Below are 21,837 nucleotides of genomic sequence, written 5' to 3'. Positions count from 1 at the left end.
GGGGCCTTCCTTCCGGTGGATGGCCGAGCCTGGCAAGGTTCACGTGCCTGGTCCTCCTGCTGGCGGTGGCTGCGCTTGACGCCTGGGCGGCTGCACCGGGCGCGACGTTCTACGTGTCCACGGAGGGCTCGGATGCCTGGACTGGGCGGCTGCCCGCGCCGAACCGCGACCATACGGATGGTCCCTTCGCATCCGTGTCGCGGGCCCGCGACGCCATCCGCGCGCTGAAGGCCGGGCCCGGTCCGTCCGGGCCACTCACGGTGCAGATCCGGGGTGGCCAGTACTTCCTGGAGCGGCCCCTCAGCTTCGGGGTGGAGGATTCGGGCACGGCACAAGGACCGGTCTCCTACGAGGCCTATCGGGGCGAACATCCGGAATTCATCGGCGGTCGCCGCCTGGTTCCACCGGCCTCATCGCCCGGCGCGCCCGTCGTCTTCAGCCTGCCCGAGACCGGGGCGGGGCCCTGGGCCTTCCGGTCCCTCTTCGTCGACGGGCGGCGGGAGGTGCGGGCCCGCTATCCCAACGTCGAAGCGGCGGATCCGCGGAAGGCATTCCTGTATGTGAAGCCTGCCCCGGACCAGCTCAGCTTCGGCGTCAGCGTGGGCGGCATCCACCATCCGGGCGACTGGCTGGAGTACCGCGTGCAGGTGCCGGCGGACGGCGACTACCTCCTGTGGCTGCACTACGGGGCCCTCAATGCGCCCTACGGCGTGACGGCCATGGATGGTCGCACTTGGGTGCAGGTGGACGGGCAGCGGACCTTCCCCCTCGGTGACCTCGCGGACACCGGGGGATGGAGCCCCGCGCGGTGGGCCAAGGCGGCCCGCATCCGCCTTTCCGCGGGCACGCACCTGCTGAGATGGCAGAACCAGAAGGGGGGCGGACTCGTCCTGGACGCGCTGGTGCTCTGCGATGACGCGGCCTGGATGCCCCAGGGCACGATGACGGCCGCGCCCGAGAAGGGGCATCGCGTGGTGCTGCCCGCGCGGGCCTTCGCCCGTTCCCATGGCCGCCAGATCACGGTGAACGGCGCCGGATCGGGGCCCAGGAACGCGATCTGGTGCGCCCGGGACGAGGTCCATCCGGCCTGGCTGGAGGCTCCCGATGCCGAGGTGCACGTCTTCCAGTCGGGCGACTCGCGGGCCTTCTCCGAGATCCTCTCCATCCGGGGCTACGACCCCGCGGAGGGGCGGCTCCTGCTCGGAGGTCCCGAGGCCCATTCCGCCCTCAATCCGGGGGACCGCTACTACATCGAGAACGTGAAGGAGGAACTGGATGCGCCCGGGGAGTGGTTCCTGGACGCCCGGGCCCGCAGCCTGACCTACCTTCCGAGATCGAGCTTCTCGGCCCGGAGCGAGGTCATCGTCCCCATGACGACGCGGCTGATCCAGGTGGAGGGGGGCCGCTCCGCGGAGACGCCGGTGCATCACCTGCGCTTCTCGGGTCTGACCTTCCGCGATACGGATTGGGTCCGCGGCGGGGCGAGCGCGGGGTACGGCATGGGGGATGACGGCGCGATCCTCTTCGCCAACGCTGAGGCCTGTGCGGTGGAGGACTGCCGCTTCCTCAACCTCGGGGCCTATGCCGTGTGCCTGGACCAGGGACGGCGCAACACCGTCCGGGGCTGCGACGTGGCCCACGCGGGCGGCGGAGGGGTGCTGATCCGGGGTGGCCGCGACAATCAGATCACCGACAACCACCTGCACCACCTCGGCGAGGCCTACCAGCACGTGGGAGGGATCGTGCTCGAAGGCGTCGGCGCCTCGGGCAACGACGTCTCCCACAACGCCATCCACGATACGTCCCGCTACGGCATCTCCCTGAAGGAACCGGGCGAGAAGAATGTCATCGCCTTCAACCGCATCCAGAACACGAACCTGGAGACCTACGATTCGGGCGGCATCGAAGTGACCCAGCACGACCGGGCCTTCCGCAGCGGCAGCGCCATCCGCAACAACCTGGTGGCCGACACCATCGGGTTCTCCTCCATCTTCGGCGAGCCGATCTACATGTCCTGGGGCATCTACCTGGATTCCTTCGCCAGCGGCTACGAAGTGAGCGGGAACGTGGTCTGCCGCACCTGGAACGGCGGCGTCATGCTGCAGGGCGGGAAGGAGAACCGGGTGACGAACAACGTGTTCGTGGACGGCCAGGTCTCCCAGGGCACCATCGCCAACTACCAGGGACAGTCTTCAGGCCTGAAGGTGAACGCGAACATCCTCGCCTTCTCCTCCCCCGAGGCCGTGGCCTTCGATACGGGCACCTTGGGGCCCGGGGTCCTCCAGATGGATCGGAACCTCTACTTCCCCCCAGGGGGCGTTCCCCCGGTCTTCACCTCGCCCGGGGCGGAGCGGTTCAGCGAGTGGCAGGGGCTGGGGCGGGACGCGGCGTCCCTGGTGGCCGACCCCCGGTTCCGCATGGCCAAGGGGGATGACTACGCCCTGCGCCCGGGATCGCCGGCCTTCCGGTTGGGCTTCAAGGCGCTTCCCCTCGACCAGGTGGGGCCGAGGACCCGCGCTTGCACCTGTTCCATCCGCCCTGCCGGGCCGGCCTTCTGGGGAACGCCCCGTCCGAGCCTCAAGCGGCTTGCGAAAAACACGCGGGATTGACGTATGAACAGCGGCAGGATCCAATCGAAGGGGAGGGCCACGAATCGATCAATCCCTTTGAATCGATGCACCCGGTCCTTCATCCACCCATGAAGATGGGGTAATGCCCGGAAGGGCCGCTTGGATTCCATCCGCTTCGGCAAGGAGGAGAGCATGGGGAAAGTCGTTGTGACAGGTGCGCGAGGCTTTATCGGGCGCAACCTGATCGCCACCCTGTCCGCACGCCCTGAGTTCGAGATCCTGACCTTCGATGTCGAGGACGCGCCGGAATCCCTGGCCGGGCTGCTGGCCCAGGCGGACTTCGTGTTCCACCTCGCGGGGGTGAACCGCCCCAAGGACCTCAGTGAATTCGCCCAGGGCAACACGGGGCTGACGCAGCAGATCGTGGATCACCTCCGCGCCCTGGGCCGCCCCGTGCCCCTGCTGATCAGCTCGTCGACCCAGGCGGCCCTGGACAATCCCTACGGCACGAGCAAGAAGGACGCGGAGTCGGCCGTGCGCGCCTACGGCCACGATACGGGCGCCCCGGTCTACGTGTTCCGCCTGCCCAATGTCTTCGGCAAGTGGTCCCGCCCCAACTACAACTCGGCGGTGGCGACCTTCTGCCACAACACGGCCCACGGCCTGCCCCTGGAGATCCACGATCCGACCCGCGAAATGACCTTGGTGCACGTCGACGACGTGGTGGCCGAATTCCTCGCGGCCCTGGAGGGCAATCCCCACCGCGGACCGGAGGGCGATCCCGAAGTGCGGCGGGTCTTCACGATCACGCTGGGCGACCTGGCCGCGCGCATCAGCCGGTTTCCCATGACGCGGCAGACGCGGGAAGTCCCCGAGGTGGGCGACGAGCTGACCCGGCGTCTCTACTCGATGTACCTGAGCTACCTCCCCGAGGATCAATTCGCCTACGCGCTGGACACCAAGCGCGATCCGAGAGGGTGGCTGGCGGAGGTGCTGCGCAGCCCGGCCATGGGCCAGATCTTCGTGTCCATCACCCGGCCCGGCATCGCCCGCGGCAACCACTGGCATCACACGAAGACCGAGAAGTTCCTGGTGGTGAGCGGCGAGGCGGTCGTGCGGTTCCGGCAACTCGAGGGCACCGACGTGATCGAGTATCCGGTGTCGGGCGAGGCACCGCGGGTGGTGGACATCCCCCCGGGGTACACTCACAGCATCACCAACACCGGCAGCACAGACCTCGTGACCCTCTTCTGGGCCAGCGAGCCCTTCGATCCAGGGAGACCCGATACCCATGCCCTCCATGTCTGACGGCCCGGCGCCTCGCAGTCCCGAGGGGATCACGCAGCAGGCGCCCGGATTCATCGGCGGCTTCCTCATCCGGCAGAAGGCGAAACTCACCCGCAACAAGCAGATCCTCGGCTCGGTGGCCGCGGTCTTCGGTGGCAACATCACGGCCTCGCTGCTGGGCGCCTTCGGCGGCCTGCTGGTGGCCCGCTTCCTCGGGCCCGAAGAGACGGGCCGCTACCGGGTCTACACGATCCCGCTCATGTACCTCACCTTCATGCACCTGGGCACCTTCGACGGCCTGTGGCGCCAGATCCCCTTCTACACGGGCAAGAACATGCCCGAGAAGGTGGAGGCCCTCGCCTCCGCCGCCGGGGCCTGGAACGCCCTGATCTCGATCCTCGCATCGGCGGCCTTCCTGGTCTGCGCGGCGGTGGCGCTGATCCGGGGAGACCGCTACGGCGTTGCCGGCTGGCTGGCCCAGGTCCTGTTCTGCTGGTTCGTCTACTACGGCGGGTACCTGACGGCGACCTACCGCACCATCCATCAGTTCGTGGCCCTGGCGCGGATCCAGCTCATCCAGGCGGTCCTCGTCTTCGGCGCCGTGTTCATCGTGCCGTTCACGGGCTTTTTCGGACTGTGCATCCGCGGGTCGATCCCGGCCTTCACGGCGGTGGCGCTCTTCCACCGCAACCGCCCCCTGAAGGTCCGCTACCGGTTCGACTGGAAATCCCTCGGCGAAGTGGTGCGCATCGGATTGCCGTTCAGCGTCTGGGGCAGCCTGTACACCTCCATCTGGATGGCCACGGAAAGCGCCCTCATGTTGTCCCTCGGCGGCGTGAAGGGGCTGGGCCTCTTCGCGGTGGCCGCGGTGATGCGGGACGGCATGATCGTCCTGCCCCAATCGGTCTACCAGGTCATGACGCCCCGGGTGGTGGAGGCCTACGCGCGCGAAGGCAGCGTGCGCAGCGCCAACGCGCGCTCATTGGCGGTCACCGCCGGATTGACCGCAGGCATGGCGGGGCTCGTCCTGATCTGCTCGTACCTGATCGGGATCCTGGTGCCCCTGGCGATCCCCAAGTACGCGGCGGGCATTCCGCTCATGAAGGTCTGCCTCTGGTTCTCGGTCCTCCAGGCCGCCTCGCTGCCCTTCAACACACTCTTCGCCACGGGGAATTCCTGGTTGTACGGCCGCAGCGTCATCATCGGCCTCATCGTGTTCCCCATCAGCGCCTACCTCCTCACGCCGGCTTTTGGCGGCATTTTGGCCGTGGCCCTGGGTTCGCTCCTGGGCCGCACGGCCCGCACCCTCGTGGCCTATGCGGAGATCGCGGTGCTGACCCGTCGTGAGGCCGCATGAGTGCCATGGATGATGTCCTGAATCCTCCAGGTGGAGCGGAGGCCCATCCTGAGCCGGTGGCCCAGGCTGAACCGGTGGAAGGCACCCTCCACACCCTGCTGATCCCCTTCGGCGCGGGCATGGCCGTCAACCTCCTGTCGCTCGGCATCGCCAGCCCGTACGCGATGATGGCGATCGGCCTGCTCATCGCACTCGTGGCCATGTTCGTCTGGGCGGACCGACCCTACTCCTGGGTGGTCTTCGTCGCGGTGAGCGCGGGCAATCCAGCCAACTACGGCACCCCCATCTCGTTGAACCTCTATTCGGCGAGCCTCTTCTTCGTGCTGACGAGGGGCGGCGGATGGAAGTCCCTGCCGAAGATGGTCAAGCTGGCCCTCTTCTTCGTGCTGCTGTCCATGGTGGTCAGCGTGCTCGCCTCGCTTTCGGCGGACCTCGCCGTGCCGAGCATCCATACCACCGACGTGTCGCGACCGCGGCCCTGGATGGTCACCTGGAGTGGCGGTGCCACGCTGGAAACCATGTCTTCCCAGCTGGTCTCGATCACCAACTACCTGCTGGGCCCGTTCCTGTTCATCCCGCTCATTTTTTCGAGGATCAAGGGAGACCACAGCCCCGAACTGCTGGTGAAGGGCCTGCTGTTCGCGCTGATCCTGCCCACGGTGTTCCTCTTCATGGTGTCGCGGAGCTTCGGCCAGCCGATCATGGATGCCACCTCGGTCACGGAGGGCATGCTGAATGTCACGGCCTTCCGCCTCGGGAAAATCGACGTCCAGATGCTGCGAACCCAGGTGGGCATCCCCCTGGCGGCGCTCATCTGCGCGTCCTTCGCGCTGGCGGTCTCGCCCCTGCCGCGCTGGACGCGGCTCGTGGCCACGGGATGCCTGGTCACGGCGGGATACATCCTGCTTGTGACCGGCAGCGTGGGCAGCACCCTCGCCAGCCTCGCGGGCATCACGGTCATTCTTTCGCTGAGCCTTCGGCACTTCTCCATCAAGCGGTACGTGGTGCTCCTCGTCGTGGGAGGCGGCCTGGCCCTGACCACGCTCGCGATCCTGCCCCAGAACATCCAGCGCTACGCCACCAGCCGGTACGAACTGCGGGTGGGGAAGAATTCCTCTTCCACCGCCGACCGGGCCTGGCGGTGGAAGAAGGCCTTCAACTACCTGACCGAAAACCCCAGCGGCGTCGGCTGGTCCATCTACGTGGAACCGCTGGGCACCTATCCGCACAACGACTACCTGACCTACGGCATCGCCTTTGGGATGGTCTGCGGGCTGGTCTACCTCCTCTACCCCTCGAGCATGCTGTTCTCGTTCTTCACCTTCGCCTTCTTCCACCGGAAGCCCATGAATGCCTCGCGGCTCGCCCTGGCCCTCGCCGGGGCGGGCGTATCGACCGCGATCTTCATCAATTCCATGTCGGACCACCTGACGGCCAACCGGTGGTATTTCAACCTGGCCTGGTCCCTGATCTGGTACTGCTACTTCGCCAGCCGGGCCAGCTCGGATCCCCTCGACATCAAGGCCATGCTGTCCCGTGAACTCCCATTCGCCTGGAAGGAGCGAGCCGCCCATGCCGAACCTGGCCATCGTCGTCATCGGCTATAACCGTCCGCACGCGCTGTTGCGGCTGTTGAATTCGCTGGACTGCGTGGCCTTCGATGGCCACCAGGTGCCTCTCATCATCAGCCTGGACCGGTCCGGGAACGAGGAGGTCCAGCGCGTCGCCGAGGCCTTTACGTGGCGGCATGGGGCCAAGACGGTGCGCACCTTCCCGCAGCGACAGGGCTTGAAGCAGCACGTCCTGGCCTGCGGCGACCTCACCCGCGACCACGAGCACCTCATCGTGCTGGAAGACGACCTCTACGTGTCCCGAAACCTCTACCGTTTCGCGGTGCAGGCCATCGACTTCTACAAGGACGACGACCGGATCGCCGGGATCTCCCTCTACACGCACCTCTGGAATGTGGCCTGTGATCGGCCCTTCCTGCCCCTGGATGACGCCTCCGACGTCTACTTCATGCAGTACGCCTGTTCCTGGGGGCAGATCTGGTCGCGGGACAAGTGGAACCGTTTCGTCGAGTGGTTCAGGCAGCACGAGGGGGATTTCCAGGCGGGGCCGGCCATCCCCTTCAATGTGGCGGAATGGTCCGAACATTCCTGGCTCAAGCATCACATCCGCTACTGCATCGAGACGGACCGGTTCTTCGTCTATCCTCGGGCAGGGCTGTCCACCAATTTCAGCGACAAGGGGCAGCACAACGTCGGCCAGGAGAACGGCTACCAGATCCCGCTGCAGGAGCGGGGCTCGGAGCCCTACCGCTTCCTGGCCCTGCAGGACTCCCGCGCGGTCTACGACGCCTTCTTCGAATCTCTGGCCCTGGCGGAGCCCCTGGGGGTCGATCCCCGCGACCTGTGCGTCGACCTCTACGGCATCAAGCGGAACCAGGCCGGGGCGCGGTATTGGCTCACGCTGGAACCGGCGGGACACAAGGTGCTCAGGACCTTTGACCTCGCCTTCCGCCCCCAGGAGTCGAACGTGCTCCACGGTGTGCCCGGGAGCGCCATCAAGTTGTATGACACGTCCGTCGCGGCACCCGTGGCCCCGGGCCCGGAAGGTGGCCTCGAAGATGCCCTGGTGAAGTACGATGTGCGCAGCCTCTCCTACAAGGCCCTCCTGCGCTTTGCCTTCCGCATGGCGCTGCGGCGGCTGAAGGCGAAGCTTTCGGGAAGGGGGTGAGCCGGTGCTGGGCCTTCTGAAGACATTCCTGAAGTGGCTCAAGTTCTCGGTGCTCGGCCGCCGGCGGCAGATTCGCATCGGGCCGAAGTGCCAGATCGGCATCCGCACCGAGCTGGAAGGCCACAACGTGATCCTGAGGGGCACGACCTTCGACGGGAGGCTCGGCTACGGATCCTACCTCGGCGAGAACTGCTGGATCTACGGCTCGGTGGGCCGGTTCTGTTCGATCAGCGCGAACGTCATCACCATCTCGGGCAAGCACCCGACTTCGGATTTCGTCTCGACCCATCCGGCCTTCTATTCCCTCCACAAGCAGGCCGGGTTCACCTACGCGAAAGCCCAGCTCTTCGACGAATTCGCCTACGCCGACCCGGAACACCGCTACGGCGTGGTCATCGGCCACGATGTGCTCATCAGCTACGGTGTGCGGATCCTCGAAGGCGTCACCATCGGGGATGGGGCCATCCTGGCGGCCGGCGCCCTGGTGCGCTCCGACGTCGAGCCCTATGCCATCTATGCGGGCGTTCCCGCGAAGAAGATCGGTCAGCGTTTCGACGATGACACGATCCGCCGTTTGATCGAGGTCAAGTGGTGGGACCGGGATCCGGCCTGGATCGAAGCCCATGCGCCGCTCTTCGCAGACATCCAGCGCTTTCTCGAGGCCTGTTCATGAAGATCCTGATGATCGGGTTCGGCAAGATCTACTACATGTCGTACATGCATTTCTACCTGGATCAGCTGAAGCGCACGGATCACGAGGTGCACCTGATCTATTGGGACCGCGACGGAAAGCAGGACGTCCCCGTGCCCGGCGGTGTCGTAGCCCACAAGTTCGAGCACCACATGGAAGACGACGCACCCAAGTGGAGAAAGCTTCGGGCCTTCTGGAAGTACCGGAGGGCCTGCCTCAGGCTCCTGGACGCGGAGCGCTTCGATTCGGTCATCGTGCTGACCACCATGCCCGGCGTGGTGCTGGCGGATGTGCTGAGGAAGCGCTACCCCCACAACTACATCTTCGATTATCGGGACGTGACCTTCGAAAATGTCGGATGGTTCAAGCGGAAGGTCAACGACGTGGCCCGGCATTCCAGGGCCACCTTCGTCAGTTCGGACGCCTTCAGAACCTATCTGACTGACGAAAGCATCCACACCAGCCACAACCTCCTGCTGGATTCCCTCCAGCACCGCGAGGTGCGCCGTTCGGCACCGCGCGCGGCCCACCCCATCCGGATCCGTCATTGGGGTCTGCTGGGCCACGAGGAGATCAACCGCCAGATCATCGAGAGGTTGGGGAACGATCCGCGCTTCGAGCTGCACTACCATGGCCGGGAGCAGGAGGCGGCCCGCAACCTAAAGGCGAAGTGCGAGCGGGAGGCCATCCGGAACGTGTTCTTCCACGGGCTTTACCGACCCGAGGAGCGCTACGAATTCGCGAAGGGCACGGACCTGCTGCACAATATCTTCACCAACGACATCAAGACGCAGCCCGCCATGGCCAACAAATTCTATGACGGCATCACGTTCTACCTGCCCCAGCTGTGCAACGTCGGATCCTACATGGGCACCCAGGTGACCCGTGGCGGATTCGGCCTGGAATGCGACCCCGCCGCTTCCACCTTCGCCGATGACCTGTTCAGCTACTACCAGTCCATCCCGTGGGCGGCCTTCGAAGCCAACTGCGACGCGAGGCTGGACCAGGTCCTGAAGGAATACCAGCAGGGCGTGGCGGTCATCGCGGAATTCCTGGCGGGGCCTGCGGCCGTCTAGGCCAGGCCCTGGAAGAAGGCGTGGACTCGCCCGCCCTGGATGACGCTGGTCTTCCGGGTGAGGACGAAAGTCTTCGCGTGCAGGCCCATGAGGTGAAGTTCTTCCCGGGGTCGGCCCAGCAGGTCGGTGAGCGAAGCGGACAGCGCTTCAGCCGAGGCGTCGGGGAAGGTGTAGACATGTTCGAGGTATTCCTTGGGCATGCCGGGTAGGGGCGCGGTCAGCACGGGCGTACCGGATGCCATGTATTCCATGTTCTTGGATGGGAACGAGTACTTCGTGAAGGCTTCCTCGGCCGGCCGTGGATTGACGAGCAGGGAGGCCCGCACCTCGGCGGCGACGACCTCCGCGTTGGGCCGCACGCCCCAGTATTCGATGCGCGGATCACGGTCGGCGTAGTCCTGGATCACGGCTTCCAGTTCGCCGGAGCCGTAGAGCCAGAGCCTGGCGTTGGGGTGGGGTACGCGCAGGAAGGCCTCAAGCAGGGTAGTGACGCCGTACCGGGCGTACAGGGCTCCAGCGTAGATGACGACCTGTTCCGAGTACTTGCCGGCCAGGGTGTTGGGCACCTCGCCCATGCCTGGATCGACGATGCCTTCCATGATCAGGTGGGGGCGGCCCTTCGGATTAACCAGGTCGTTCATGGCCTCGGTGAGGAGGATGTATCCGTCGTAGCGCCCCATGAAGTAGGTGGAGAGGGTCACGTAGATGCGGAGGATCACATGGTGAAAACTCCAGCGGGCGCGGTCCGCCGGGCTGTACATGTAGTCGGGGATATCGGTGACGATGGTGATGGCGCGCGTTCCGGTCAGCTTGGCGGCCAGCAGGGCTCCTACGGAGATGGAGAGGTCCAGCGCGTCGCAGATGAGGAACCGGGGATGGCGACGCCTGACGAGGCTCCACCGAAGGCAGGAGACAAAGCTCCAGCTGAAGGTGATCAGGTGCGACAGGATGGGGACCATCTTCAGGGACAGGTAGCGGAAGGAGATGCCGTCTTCGGATTCGGCGGATGGTCGCGGGAAGCCCCTTCTTCCCGCCGGATTGGGGATCACGGACAGGGCTGTCAGTTCGCGGACAAAGGTGCTCAGGCCCCGGGCCAGGAGGCCGTGGAACTTCTGGATCTGCTGGGGGGGCTTCACGGCCTGATCGCGCAGCAGCTCGGCGAACCGTTTTTGCGAGCGGAGCACCGATACGTACAGGATGTCCATGAGCCGTCGTCCTTGTGGAGCAAGTGTGCCGCAGCTACGGCGTTGAAGACCAGCCTAGCCTGGGAGGAAGTGAAGCCGGGCGCTGCGGGATGCCCGTTCAGCTGGCCCGCCGATCCGGGCCTGTTTCAGGAATTGTCCGCCTTGCCGTACTTGTAGTGGTAGGCATAGCGGTACTGCTGATCGAAGTATCCGAGACCGGTCGGGGTGATGTCGTTGAAGACGCAGCCCTTCAATGGGAGACCGCTGGATTCGACGCGGCTCTGGCAGGTGCGCAGCTCGTTCATGGAGTGCTGGCCGAATTTGGCCACCAGCAGCACCGTGTCGACCTTGGCTCCGATGATGGTGGCGTCGGTGACGGGCAGCAGCGGTGGGGCGTCGATGACGACATAGTCATACTCGGTGGCCGCATCCTTGAGGAAGGCCTCGAAGCCCGGGGACATGAGCAGTTCCGCGGGATTCGACGGAATCTCGCCGGTGCTCATCATGTCCAGGCCCGGGACTTCCGTGTGGTTGACCACGGACTTCCAGCTCGTCAGGCCGGCGATGGCTTCTGAAAGCCCTCCCAGGCGGTTGCGGAGACCGAAATACTTGTGGAGGTCGCCGCGGCGCATGTCGCCGTCCACCAGCAGCACCCGCAGGCCGGCCTGGGCCAGCACCACGGAAAAGTTGGTGCTCACGAAGGACTTGCCGATCTTTGGCGAAGGGCCGGTGAACATGATGCTGCGGCTGCCCGCGGGTCCCATGGAGAAATTCAGCGTGGTGCGGAGGCTGCGAAGGCTTTCGGTCGCGAGATCATCGGGCTCGTGGAGCGCGAGGAGGTGGCTGCCGGAATGGCGCTCTGTGAGGGCCTTGTTGTGGTGGCGCTGGGCCTTGCTGTGGGGGATGGTCACGAACACGGGCAGACCCAGTTTGGTCTCGATGATCCGGTGATCCTCGATCCCCTTCTGAAGGGTGCGCATGCCGAGCACGATGCCCACGCCGACGAACAAGCCGACGACGAAGAACGTGGCCACGAGCATTTCCTTTTTGGGCTTGATGGGCTTCAGGCTGGGCATGGCGTAATCGACGATGCGGGTGTTGTGTCCTTCGCCGGCCCGGGTGATCTGGAGCTGCTGGATGTTGTTCAGGAGGGCCGTGTAGAGCTCGGTGCTGACCTGCACATCCCGGGAGAGGCGCACCAGCTCCTGCTGGGCTCCGGGCAGGGCGCGCACCTTCTGGTTCACCACGGCGGATTCCCCTTCCAGCTTGGCGATTTGCGCGTTCAGGGTACCCACGACATCCGAGTTCTCCTGGTAGATCCGGCGCAGTTCCTCCTTCTTCTGTTTCAGGGCGGAAATCTGGGCGGCGAGGCTCGAACTCTGCTGGAGGGCCAGGTCCGCCTCCCGCGGGATATCCACGGCGCCGGTCTGGGTGCGGAAGTGGTTCAGGCGGTTCTCGGCGGCCTCCAGGCGGGCGTGAACCTCGGGGAGCTGCTGCTGGAGCAGCTTCAGGGTCCCTGCAATCTCCTCGCTCTTGCGCTCGGTGTTCTGAAGCACGTACTGCTTCATGACTTCGTTGAGCACATCCGCGGCCCGGAAGGGGTTGGTCTGCCGGAGGGTGAGGGCGAGGAGGTTGGTGGCTCGGCCGGGCTGGTTCGCGCCCTTTTCAGCTGCTTCCAGATCGTTCCGGAGGTCCGTGATGACGCCCAGCATGGGCCTGCGCATGAGGTGGAACTTCTGCCCGGGCTTGGCGACCATGCGGCGGATCTGCAGCTTCAAGGTTTCGCCGCCGTAGGTTCCCTCGAGCATGTCGCCGACCTTTCCGGTGGCCAGAGGTGCGTTCGCGGGGAAGGTGGCCCCGGGCTTTCTCGCCGTGGTGGGGGATTCGGCGGGAGTGAACCAGGTGAAGGAACCATCGGGGAGGGCCATCAGCTGGAATTCGAGGCCCCGCATGTAGTCGGGGAGCTCGAAGGTCTCCACCTCCATGAGTGGTGCATCCGCCTTGCCACGCACCATGGCCTCCCCGATGACGGGGAAGAGGACCGGCGTGGCGACGACATCGAGGTTCAGCGCGGTCACGGTGCTGCCGAGCACCATGTTGCTGCCGATGATCTCGATTTCCGTCAGGGCGTCGGAGGGTGCCGAGAACAGGTTCCCCATGCGGGCGAAGGCCGCGTCGGATTCCCGGACGGGCTTCGGCGGCTCGATCTGGAGCATGGCCTCGGCCTGGTAGATGGGCGTGGTGCGCCAGGCGTAGAACACGCCCAGGAGAACGAAGGCCAGGACACTGCCAAGGATCACGTAGCGGCCGATCCAGAGGTTCAGCAGCCACTCATGGAAGTCGATTTCGCGGGATTCTTCAAACCCTCTCGCCAAGCGGGAAAAGGCCTGGGTCAGTCCGGATTGGAAGGGTGTCTGGTGCGGGGCCTGGGGCGGGTGCGTGGAAGTCATGCCGACCTTTGCTTGGAATGGAAATGGGGCAGCCAGGCCGATACGGATCGGCGGATGTCCTCATAGGCCCGGCGGAAGGCCTCGGGGCCCTGGCCGAAGGGGTCTTCGATGTCGCGCGGGGGAGTGGACAGCCATTGGCCCAGGAGGAAGATCCGGCCCCGGACCGCGGGCGCGATCTGGGTGCACCATTCCTTCTGGCTGGCGTCCATGACGAGGATGAGATCGGCCTCAAGGGCCATCTCAGCCGTGACCTGCCGGCCGCGGTGGGCCGAGATGTCATGCCCGTGCTCTTTCATGATGCGCGCGGCCTCGGGGGCCGGCGGGCAGTCCACCAGGGCCTTCAGGCCTGCGGAGGAAACCTGGATGGTAGGGGCGAGCGCGGCGCGGAAAAGCCCTTCGGCGATGGGGGCGCGGCAATGGTTCCCCACGCAAAGGACGAGGATGGAGTGGATCGACGGTGTGGATTTCAAAGGTTTGGCCTGAAGGGGACCCAAGGTGTGTGGGAGGGGCTTGGACGCATCGGCAGAAGGATCAGTTCACACGATGGATGAAGTAGTGCGTTTCTCCAACGGAAACCGCCGTGGAGGTGACGGCCGTGACCGTGGGCAGCAGGAGCCCCATGACGCGGCTGAAGCGCACGAGCGTTCCGGCATCCACGTAGACGATGTCCCGTGCATTGAGCGCGAAGCGGTCCGCCAGGATCATGGCGGTGGGATTGCGGGCGTCGAGGTGGTAGACGTCCACGGCGCTGGGCGAGCTGCCCTGGCGGATGACGTAGATCGAGCGCGCGTCGGCGCTGCCGCCCTGGATGCCGCCCACGCCATTGATGGCCTGGGCCAGGGAGAGGCTGCCGTGGAGCATGGGCATGGAGCCGGGCCGAACCAGCTCGCCCATCATGTAGACGGGGTTCTCCTGGTTGTTGGGCACGGTGAGGGAATCGCCGTCCTTCAGCAGGATCTGGCCGATCCGGTTGCCCGAGGTCATGAGGGCCTGGAAATTCAGCCGCCACACCTTGTTTCCGCGGGTGAGCAGCAGCTGGCTGTCATCGGCCGCCGGGGTGAACCCGCCCGCGCGGTTGATGGCTTCCGAGAGCGTGAAGGGCACGTCGGTGACGTTGTAGACCGCAGGGGTCTTGACCTCGCCGCCGACATAGATCTTCTGGGAGCGGTAGGCGATGACCTTCACGTCGATCTGGGGATTGTGCAGCACCTTGGAAAGCCGCGTGGTGAGCGCTTCTCGCACCTCGGTGGTGGTCATGCCATCCACCTTGAACGATCCCACGTGGGGGAAGTAGATCTGGCCGGTCTCGTCCACGATGATCCCGGACGAGGCATCCTGTCGGAACTGGCCCAGGGGCAGGGTGATCTCGGGGTGGTCCCACACGGTGACGAGCAGGGCATCCTGGGGCCCGATGCGGTAGGCCGGGGCCTTTTCCTTCAGCAGCAGTTCCGCGGCCGTGGCGTCCAGTTCGCGGGGGCGTTGGCGCGTCAGGGTCTCATTGTTGAGGGGGTGCAGGGTGATGTTGAGCCCGTCCATGTGGGTGGTGGACTCGGTGCGCCCGGGTTTCACGTCCAGCTTCATGCCGGGTGCGTTGCAGGCGCCGAGCACAAGCAGGGCGCCGAGCGCCGTTCCGAATCCAAGCCGCGCCGCCCGGGTATCACCCGTCTGAGCGGAAGGCGAGGCGGGAGCGGGTGGAAGACACGACGTTGATTCTTGAAGGGTGGACATATCAGGCTCCACTGGGCGTGCACCACGGGGGAATCGGGCGAAATTGAAACCTCAAACTATCGCAAATTACCAAGTTTACGCAAGCTTCTTTATGGGCCTTCGGCCTCATGCCTGCTGGGCTTGATCCCTACAAGCGACTCGGTCTCTTTGATCTCGTCGAGGTCATTTGGACCAAAGCCGGTGGGGCGCTCGCGGGACGGAGATGGATCCGGCTCCGAGGTTGGCACCGAACCCACTCAGGCGGGATTCGAACGCGTCTGGCTGCGCCAGCCGAACCGAGCACGCCTCGGCGTGAGCATCATCGAATCCTCTCGATCCGATGGGTCAAAACACCAGAAGGGCCTTCCGAAGAAGGCCCCTCTGGTGTTTTGGTCGGCGCGAGAGGATTCGAACCTCCGACCCCTACCACCCCAAGGTAGTGCGCTACCAGGCTGCGCCACGCGCCGTGAACTATTGACTCTAGACCGAGTGCGGGCCCAGGTCAAGGTTTCGGTTCGGAGCAGAGCCGTTGGTAGAGCGCGCGCACGGATTTGAGGATGGGCTGCAGGTCCGAACTGGTGCGGAGCAGCCTGGGGATGGTGGGCTTGGGCTTTTGCGCGGGGACGGCGGGCAGCTCCTCGACATCGAGGCCGAGGTCGAGCCGTTGCACCAGGTGGCCGTGGGCCAGCAGCTCCTCGCAATCGGCCACCGTGAGGCCTTCGGCCAGCCAGGCCTTGATGCGCCTCAGGCGCGGCAGTTCGTCCACGTGGTAGTAGCGCAGGTTGCCCTTGCTGCGGCGGGGCTTGATGTCGGGAATGACGTCTTCCCAGTAGCGCAGATCCTTGGGGCCGACGCCGATGAGGGCCGCCGCTTCGCCGATCTTGAACCACTTCTTGTCGCTCATCGGCGCACCTGCCTAGCTCTCCCTGGGTTCGATGCCCAGGGTCTTGAGGCGCTTGTAGAGGTTGGAGCGGTCCATGCCCACGCGCTCGGCGACGCGGGTCATGTTGCCGTTCTGCAGGCGCATCTCGCGCTGCAGGTACTGGGTTTCGAACCAGTCCTTCGCATCGCGCAGGTTGGCGAATTCGGGGAAGGAGAAGGGATCCTGCTCGGCGATGTGGCGGGCCGCCAAAGGGCCCAGGTCGCGGGGGCCGATCTCGCTGCCGCGGCCCAGGATGACGGCGCGCTCCATGAGGTTCTTCAGCTCGCGCACGTTGCCGGGCCAGTCGTGGCGCAGCAGCGTGTCCTTGGCCTCGGGGCCCAGATGGCGCGGCGGGCGCCCATACTGGCGGGCGATGCGGCTGATGAAGGCCTCGGCCAGGGGCAGGATGTCCTCGGGACGCTCGCGCAGGGGCGGGATGCGCAGGGGCACCACGGCCAGGCGGAAGTAGAGGTCTTCGCGGAAGCGGCCGCGGGTGATCTCACCGGCCAGATCCTTGTTGGTGGCGGTGATGACGCGCACGTCCACGCCCACGGCGCCGCCCCCGCCCACGGGCTCCACGCGGCCCTCCTGGAGGGCGCGCAGCACCTTGGCCTGGGTCTTGAGCGACATGTCGCCCACCTCGTCGAGGAAGAGGGTGCCGCCGTCCGCCTCGCGGAACTTGCCCTTCTGATCGCGCATGGCGCCGGTGAAGGCGCCCCGCTGATGGCCGAACAGTTCGCTTTCGATGAGCTCTTCGGGGATGGCCGCGCAGTTCACTTCGATGAAGGGGGCACCGGCCCGCGGGCTCTGCAGGTGGATGAGGCGGGCCACCTCCTCCTTGCCGCTGCCGTTCTCGCCGGTCAGCAGCACGCGGCCCTCCGTGGGCGCCACGAGCGCCACGTCGGCCATCAGGCGCTTCATGGCGGGACTGTCCGCCAGGAAGAAGCGGCCGCCTTCCACTTCGGCCAGCAGGCGCAGGTTCTCCTGCTCCAGCTTGGATTGGCGGAGGGCGTTGCCGACGACGAGCAGCAGGCGGTCGAGGTCGATGGGCTTTTCCAGGAAATCGAAGGCGCCGAGCTTGGTGGCCTGCAGGGCCGTGTCGATGCTGGAATGGCCCGAGATCATCACGACGGGCAGGTCGGGGCGGAGCTGCTTGGCCTGCTTCAGCGTCTCCAGGCCGTCCTGGCCGGGCAGCCACACATCCAGCAGCATGAGCTGCAGACCTTCGCCGTCAGGGTTGTTCAGCAGGTCGATGGCCTGCTCGCCCCGCTCGGCCTTCACGACGTGGTAGCCCTCGTCTTTCAGGGCTTCGCCCAGGGAGCGCCGGATGCCCGGCTCGTCATCCACCAGGAGAATGGTCGTGGGGGCGCGCATGTTTTTATGCTGGATGCTGAACAAGCCTTTGTCCAGCAGGGGCTTGCCTAGAATTCTGCGAGCGCCTTCTCGGTTTCAGGCAGCAGGGCCGAAGCCAGCTCCGCGGCCGCCAGGTAGTAGGGATGGGCCGAAACCTGGGGAAGCTGTTCGAGCACCAGCGCCAGGAGGGGTCGCAGGTGCTCGCCGATCAGACGCCGTGCCAGCTTCTGGTACCTCGGACGTTCCGCGAGATCGCCTTCGAGGCATTCGCCGAGCAGGTGGCTCAGGCAGGCGAGTTCCAGCCCCAGGTGATCCGGAGGCAGGTTCAGGTCCGCCTGGAGGCTGATGTCGGCCTCGTCGTAGATGGCCCGGATGGGATCGATCACCTCGGGAGCCATGTGATGGCCACGGGCCTGGACGGATTCGAAGAGATGGACGGTGTCCGTGTCTTTGGCATGCAGGAAGAGCCGGGCGTATTCCACGGCCTGATCCTCGGGCCCCATGACCTCAGCCGTCATGCGTTTCAGGGGATCAGCCAGGGTGGGGCCGGGGCCGCTTTCCAGCAGCTGCAGCAGATCCTCCCTGAGATCGGCATCCGGTTCGATGAAGGCTTCGGCGAGGATCTGGGCGAGGTCGGCCAGGAGGGCGAGCGGCATGGTGATCCCCAGCAAAGTCACCATCATTCCACCACTCCGAAACCGGCAAAGCCGGTTTCGGAGACGAATGGCCTCATTGGAGCACCCCGGCCTGACGGAAGCTGCTCAGCTGGCCCGCGTAGACGAAGATGTAGCGCAGGAGGAAGCCGCCCATGAGGACGAGTCCCGAGGCGGTGAGGGCGAGGCGCCGGTCGCCGTGGAAAGGTTGGCCCTTGAGCAGGCTGGGGGCCAGTTCGGAGATCTCGATGCCGAGGGGCACCAGCAGACCGAGACCCAGGAAGAAGACCCAGAACACCAGGGTGTAGGGGCCTCCCAGGATGAGCGTGAGGGCCTGTTTCACGGCCAGTACCGAGAGCTGTCCGTGGATCAGGTAGGGGAGGATGATGAAGAGTTCCAGGGAGATGAAGATGACGTCCATCCACACGAGGAACTTCAGATCCCGCTGATCCGCGGGGCGTTTCTTGTCCAGGGCCAGCACCAGCAGCAGGGCCGCGGCGCCGCTCGAAAGGGCCGAGAACAGGAACATCTGGGCCACCAGGTTGGTGTTCCAGAAGGGGCGCGCCGACACGGCCCCCAGCAGCACGCCCGTGTAGATGCCCACGCCGATGGAGAGCGGGAAGCCGATCATGGCGAGGGTCTTCCGGTGGGCGGAGAGATCCACGTTCAGGCGATGGACCAGCTTCCAGGCGGGAGGCACCTTGCTGAACAGCTTCTGGCGCCCCGCTTCGGGCAGCCAGGCGAAGGCGTAGACGAAGGCGAGGACGGTGAAGAGGGTCAGCAGCCAGGAGCCGATGGACATGGGGCTTTCCCAGCGGAAGTGCATGAACAGTTTGTAGAAACGGTACCAGTTACCGAGATCGAGGATGAGCAGGCCCGAGCCGAGGGCCACGGGCCAGGGTGCCAGCCAGGCGCCCACCTGGGCGATGCGCGGGTAGGCGGGACGGCCATCCACCTCCAGGTAGTTGGCCAGCCCCGCGGCGAAGAAGAGCCCGGCCGAGAGCCCGCCCAGGAAGAGGTAGACGACGATGAGGAGACCCCAGTTGAACTCGTGCATGGCTGCCTCCTAGAGCAGGTAATAGAGCTGAGGGCCGTTGCCCGTTTGAGGTTCCTTGACGTGGTAGCGCCGCGTCGCGAGCAGCTCGTGGATGCGGCTGGTGGGATCTTCGAGGTCGCCGAAGACGCGCACCTTGGAGGGGCAGGTCTCCACGCAGGCCGGAATGTTCCCCTTGTCGATGCGATGGGAGCAGAGGGTGCACTTGCCGACGGTGCCAGTCTCTTCCTGGAAGTACCGCGCGTCATAGGGGCAGGCGATCATGCAGTAGCGGCAGCCGATGCAATCGTCGGCCGCCACGAGCACAATGCCGTCCTTGCGCTGCCAGGAGGCGCCGGTGGGGCACACGCGGACGCAGGAGGGATGTTCGCAGTGATGGCACTGCTCGGGCTCGAAATCGATGCGCAGCTTGGGGTACTCGCCCTGCCGATCCTCGTTGATCCAGTTCCGGGTATTGCCGACGGCCACCTCGTTCTCGGCCTTGCAGGCCACCGCGCAGGCCTTGCAGTTGATGCATTTCCGGGAGTCGATGACGAGGGCGTAGCGCCGCTTTCTGATATCCATGGTTCACCCCTCAGGCGGTCGCGACTTTGACGAAGGTTTCGTGGAAGGCGGCGTTGCCCGAGACCTGATCCCAGGCCGTTTCGAGCACGGCCGCGTCGCTGGCGCCCACGTTGTAGACGAGGCTCTGCATCTTCGACTTCTTGCCGAAGCCGTGGAGCATGAAGACGCAGTCGGGTCGGATCTCCTCGGTGACGCGAGCCTTCAGCTTCACGCTGCCCACGCTGCTGGTGACGCTCACGGTCGCGCCGTTCTGGATGCCCAGCCGCGCCGCGGGCTTGGGATTGATCCAGAGGTCGTTCTCCTTCATGAATTCATGCAGCCAGACGTTGTTCGACTGGTTGGCGTGTGTGAAGTAGCCCACCCGGCCCAGCACGAGGCGGAACTGATCGCTCCGCGGCTGCTTGGGCGCCGCGTAGACGGGCAGGGGATCGTAGCCCGCCTCCTGGAGCCGCTCGGAGAAAAGCTCGACCTTGCCGGTCTTGGTGACGAAGCGGTGGTCGGGATTCAGGGTCTTGCCGTAGCTGGGCTGCCCGCTGGCGGCCCAGACGCCGTGCTTCTTCATGTGTTCGGCGGCCATGGGAATGGGCAGGTCCTTGAATTCGGCCTCCACCCACTGCTCGATGGTGTAGTCGAAGTAGTCGCCGAGGCCCAGGCGCTTCGCCAATCCCTGCACGATTTCCAGGTTGGGCTTCGTGTCGTGGATGGGCTTCACCACCTGCTGCCGGAAGACGACGGCGGGCCAAATGCCGGGCATCACTTCCACGGGATCGGTGCGCTCGAGGTAGGCGCTTTCGGGAAATACCACGTCGGCATACCAGGCCAAGTCGCTCATCTGGACGTCGATGACGCCGATGAAATCCATCTGCTCGATCATCTTCAGCGTCTTCGACTGATCGGGCATGGCGTTGAGGGGATCCTGCTTGTAGACCATCCAGGCCTTGATGGGGTAGGGCTTCCCGCTGAGCACGTTCTCGCGCAGCTTGAGGTAGACGCCGTCGCCCTTGGCGGCCAGGGGGAAGTGCTTTTCGATCTCGTCCACGCGGGGCGCCTTGGGCTCGTCCCAGGGCATGAAGAGAAACTCGCCCTTGGGCAGCTTGGCGTTGGGCACCATGCCGCCCATCTGATCCCAGTTGCCCACGATGGCGTTGAGGATGGCCTGGGCGCGGCGCATCTGAAAATCGTTCTGGTACCACGAGGAACGGCGCCCAGCGTAGTAGAGGGCCCGGGCGCCGGCATCGGCGAATTCGCGGGCGATGCGGGTGATGTCCTTGCCCGGGATCTCCGTTTCCTTCTCGGCCCACTCGGGCGTGTAGGGCTTCACGTGCTCGGCCAGCTGCTCGAAGCCCACCGTGTAGGCGCTGACGAACTCCTTGCTGTGGCGGTTCTCGGCGATGATCACGTGGATCATGGCGAGGATGAACGCGAGGTCGGTGCCGGGCTTGATGGGGTACCACTCATCGGCCTTGGAGGCCGTGACGGTGAAGCGGGGATCGAGGTAGACCAGCTTGGCCTTACGCTCCATCACGCCGCCGATGAGGTCCATGGTGTCGGGCGTGATGATGCTTTCGAAGCGGTTGGCGCCGGACATGATGACGTATTTGCTGTTGAGCAGGTCGAAGCTGGGCACGGTGCCAAACGTGGCGCTGTAGGCCAGGTTCACGGAGGCCAGGCAGAGGGTCGGGTGGCGCACGAGGTTGGGCGATCCGAAGGCGAGGCCCAGGTTCTTGAAGAAGACCTCCTGGAAGCCCTCGGTGGAGGACCAGAGCGTGCTTTCGGGGCCGTACTTCGACTTGGCCTCGCCGAGCTTCTTGGCGGCGAAATCGAAGGCCTCGTCCCAGCTTACGGGCTTCCACTTGCCCTCGCCGCGGGCCCCCACGCGGATCATGGGTTGCTTGAGGCGGTCGGGATCATAGACCTGCTTGATGGCCGCGTTGCCGCGGGCGCAGAGCATGTCGCGGGACTTCGGATTCTCGGGATTGGGATTCAGCTTCTTGACGCGTCCGGCCTCGACGACGGCGATGGCCGAGCACTTGTTGGGGCAGAGTTCACAGGTCGTGGGAACTTCCCGGTTGTCGGCCGTCGCGCTCCGGCCCTTCTTGAAGTAGCTGAGGCAGCCCACCTCGAGGGTGGCGGCGGCCCCGGCCGTGAGGCCCGCGGCCTTCAGGAACAGGCGCCGGTCCATGCGTGTGGTTCCCATGACGATCTCCAGGCAGGGTGTAGCGCGGGCCGG

The 21,837-nt window shown here is 65.5% G+C and carries 17 protein-coding genes and 1 tRNA gene; 7 read left to right on the top strand and 11 right to left on the bottom strand.

Going from position 1 to position 21,837, the window contains the following annotated elements; translation table 11 throughout:
• The first annotated feature begins 65 nt into the window (after nucleotides 1-65).
• From QSJ34_RS17030 to QSJ34_RS17000, 7 genes are all read left to right on the top strand, one after another.
• The gene (locus tag QSJ34_RS17030) at nucleotides 66-2,609 is read left to right on the top strand and encodes a right-handed parallel beta-helix repeat-containing protein (RefSeq protein WP_285577560.1); all 2,544 of its coding nucleotides are present in this window, start codon (nucleotides 66-68) and stop codon (nucleotides 2,607-2,609) included.
• Nucleotides 2,610-2,762: 153 nt separating this feature from the next.
• Nucleotides 2,763-3,878 carry a polysaccharide biosynthesis C-terminal domain-containing protein gene (locus tag QSJ34_RS17025; RefSeq protein ID WP_285577558.1) on the top strand — a complete coding sequence of 372 codons (1,116 nt, stop codon included), beginning with the start codon at nucleotides 2,763-2,765 and terminating at the stop codon, nucleotides 3,876-3,878.
• Complete coding sequence (locus QSJ34_RS17020; protein ID WP_285577556.1) at nucleotides 3,862-5,214, top strand: MATE family efflux transporter; 1,353 nt, start codon at nucleotides 3,862-3,864, stop codon at nucleotides 5,212-5,214. The genes QSJ34_RS17025 and QSJ34_RS17020 overlap by 17 nt, the downstream gene beginning before the upstream one ends.
• On the top strand, nucleotides 5,211-6,821 hold the full coding sequence (locus tag QSJ34_RS17015; RefSeq protein ID WP_285577555.1) for an O-antigen ligase family protein: 1,611 nt from the start codon (nucleotides 5,211-5,213) through the stop codon (nucleotides 6,819-6,821). Before QSJ34_RS17020 ends, QSJ34_RS17015 begins: the two co-directional genes overlap by 4 nt.
• Nucleotides 6,787-7,953 (top strand): glycosyltransferase family protein, encoded by a 1,167-nt coding sequence (locus tag QSJ34_RS17010; protein WP_285577554.1) that lies wholly within the window; start codon nucleotides 6,787-6,789, stop codon nucleotides 7,951-7,953. Before QSJ34_RS17015 ends, QSJ34_RS17010 begins: the two co-directional genes overlap by 35 nt.
• A 4-nt stretch (nucleotides 7,954-7,957) precedes the next feature.
• Nucleotides 7,958-8,626, top strand: a complete 669-nt coding sequence (locus tag QSJ34_RS17005) for a CatB-related O-acetyltransferase (RefSeq protein WP_285577552.1) — start codon at nucleotides 7,958-7,960, stop codon at nucleotides 8,624-8,626.
• Nucleotides 8,623-9,720: a glycosyltransferase family protein gene (locus tag QSJ34_RS17000; RefSeq protein WP_285577550.1), complete on the top strand. Its 1,098-nt coding sequence runs from the start codon at nucleotides 8,623-8,625 to the stop codon at nucleotides 9,718-9,720. The genes QSJ34_RS17005 and QSJ34_RS17000 overlap by 4 nt, the downstream gene beginning before the upstream one ends.
• Here QSJ34_RS17000 and QSJ34_RS16995 read toward each other — a convergent pair.
• The 11 genes from QSJ34_RS16995 to QSJ34_RS16945 all read right to left on the bottom strand — a co-directional run bounded on the left by QSJ34_RS16995 (nucleotide 9,717) and on the right by QSJ34_RS16945 (nucleotide 21,804).
• Entirely contained in the window at nucleotides 9,717-10,925 is a 1,209-nt protein-coding gene (locus QSJ34_RS16995) for a glycosyltransferase (RefSeq protein WP_285577548.1), read from the bottom strand. The genes QSJ34_RS17000 and QSJ34_RS16995 overlap by 4 nt on opposite strands.
• A 125-nt stretch (nucleotides 10,926-11,050) precedes the next feature.
• The gene (locus tag QSJ34_RS16990; RefSeq protein WP_285577546.1) at nucleotides 11,051-13,354 is read right to left on the bottom strand and encodes a polysaccharide biosynthesis tyrosine autokinase; all 2,304 of its coding nucleotides are present in this window, start codon (nucleotides 13,352-13,354) and stop codon (nucleotides 11,051-11,053) included.
• Nucleotides 13,351-13,824, bottom strand: a complete 474-nt coding sequence (locus QSJ34_RS16985) for a low molecular weight protein-tyrosine-phosphatase (protein WP_285577545.1) — start codon at nucleotides 13,822-13,824, stop codon at nucleotides 13,351-13,353. Before QSJ34_RS16985 ends, QSJ34_RS16990 begins: the two co-directional genes overlap by 4 nt.
• 61 nt (nucleotides 13,825-13,885) lie before the next feature.
• Entirely contained in the window at nucleotides 13,886-15,082 is a 1,197-nt protein-coding gene (locus QSJ34_RS16980) for a polysaccharide biosynthesis/export family protein (protein WP_285577543.1), read from the bottom strand.
• Nucleotides 15,083-15,451: 369 nt separating this feature from the next.
• Nucleotides 15,452-15,528, bottom strand: a tRNA-Pro gene (locus tag QSJ34_RS16975).
• 35 nt (nucleotides 15,529-15,563) lie between these two features.
• The gene (locus QSJ34_RS16970; RefSeq protein ID WP_285577541.1) at nucleotides 15,564-15,965 is read right to left on the bottom strand and encodes a helix-turn-helix domain-containing protein; all 402 of its coding nucleotides are present in this window, start codon (nucleotides 15,963-15,965) and stop codon (nucleotides 15,564-15,566) included.
• 12 nt (nucleotides 15,966-15,977) lie between these two features.
• Nucleotides 15,978-17,357: a sigma-54-dependent transcriptional regulator gene (locus QSJ34_RS16965; protein WP_285577540.1), complete on the bottom strand. Its 1,380-nt coding sequence runs from the start codon at nucleotides 17,355-17,357 to the stop codon at nucleotides 15,978-15,980.
• A gap of 47 nt (nucleotides 17,358-17,404) precedes the next feature.
• Nucleotides 17,405-17,992 (bottom strand): molecular chaperone TorD family protein, encoded by a 588-nt coding sequence (locus tag QSJ34_RS16960; protein ID WP_285577538.1) that lies wholly within the window; start codon nucleotides 17,990-17,992, stop codon nucleotides 17,405-17,407.
• Nucleotides 17,993-18,065: 73 nt separating this feature from the next.
• Nucleotides 18,066-19,046, bottom strand: coding sequence for an NrfD/PsrC family molybdoenzyme membrane anchor subunit (gene nrfD / locus QSJ34_RS16955; protein ID WP_285577536.1), 981 nt, complete (start codon nucleotides 19,044-19,046; stop codon nucleotides 18,066-18,068).
• A 9-nt stretch (nucleotides 19,047-19,055) separates the two neighbouring features.
• A complete protein-coding gene (locus QSJ34_RS16950; protein ID WP_285577534.1) occupies nucleotides 19,056-19,607 on the bottom strand; it encodes a 4Fe-4S dicluster domain-containing protein in 552 nt (183 codons plus the stop codon).
• A 10-nt stretch (nucleotides 19,608-19,617) separates the two neighbouring features.
• On the bottom strand, nucleotides 19,618-21,804 hold the full coding sequence (locus tag QSJ34_RS16945) for a molybdopterin-dependent oxidoreductase (RefSeq protein WP_285577532.1): 2,187 nt from the start codon (nucleotides 21,802-21,804) through the stop codon (nucleotides 19,618-19,620).
• Nucleotides 21,805-21,837 lie beyond the last annotated feature (33 nt).

The organism is Geothrix limicola (assembly GCF_030268085.1).
Lineage (GTDB): Bacteria > Acidobacteriota > Holophagae > Holophagales > Holophagaceae > Geothrix > Geothrix limicola.
The sequence above is the reverse complement of the archived record's forward strand: the minus strand, read 5'-3'. Positions and strand labels throughout refer to the sequence as shown.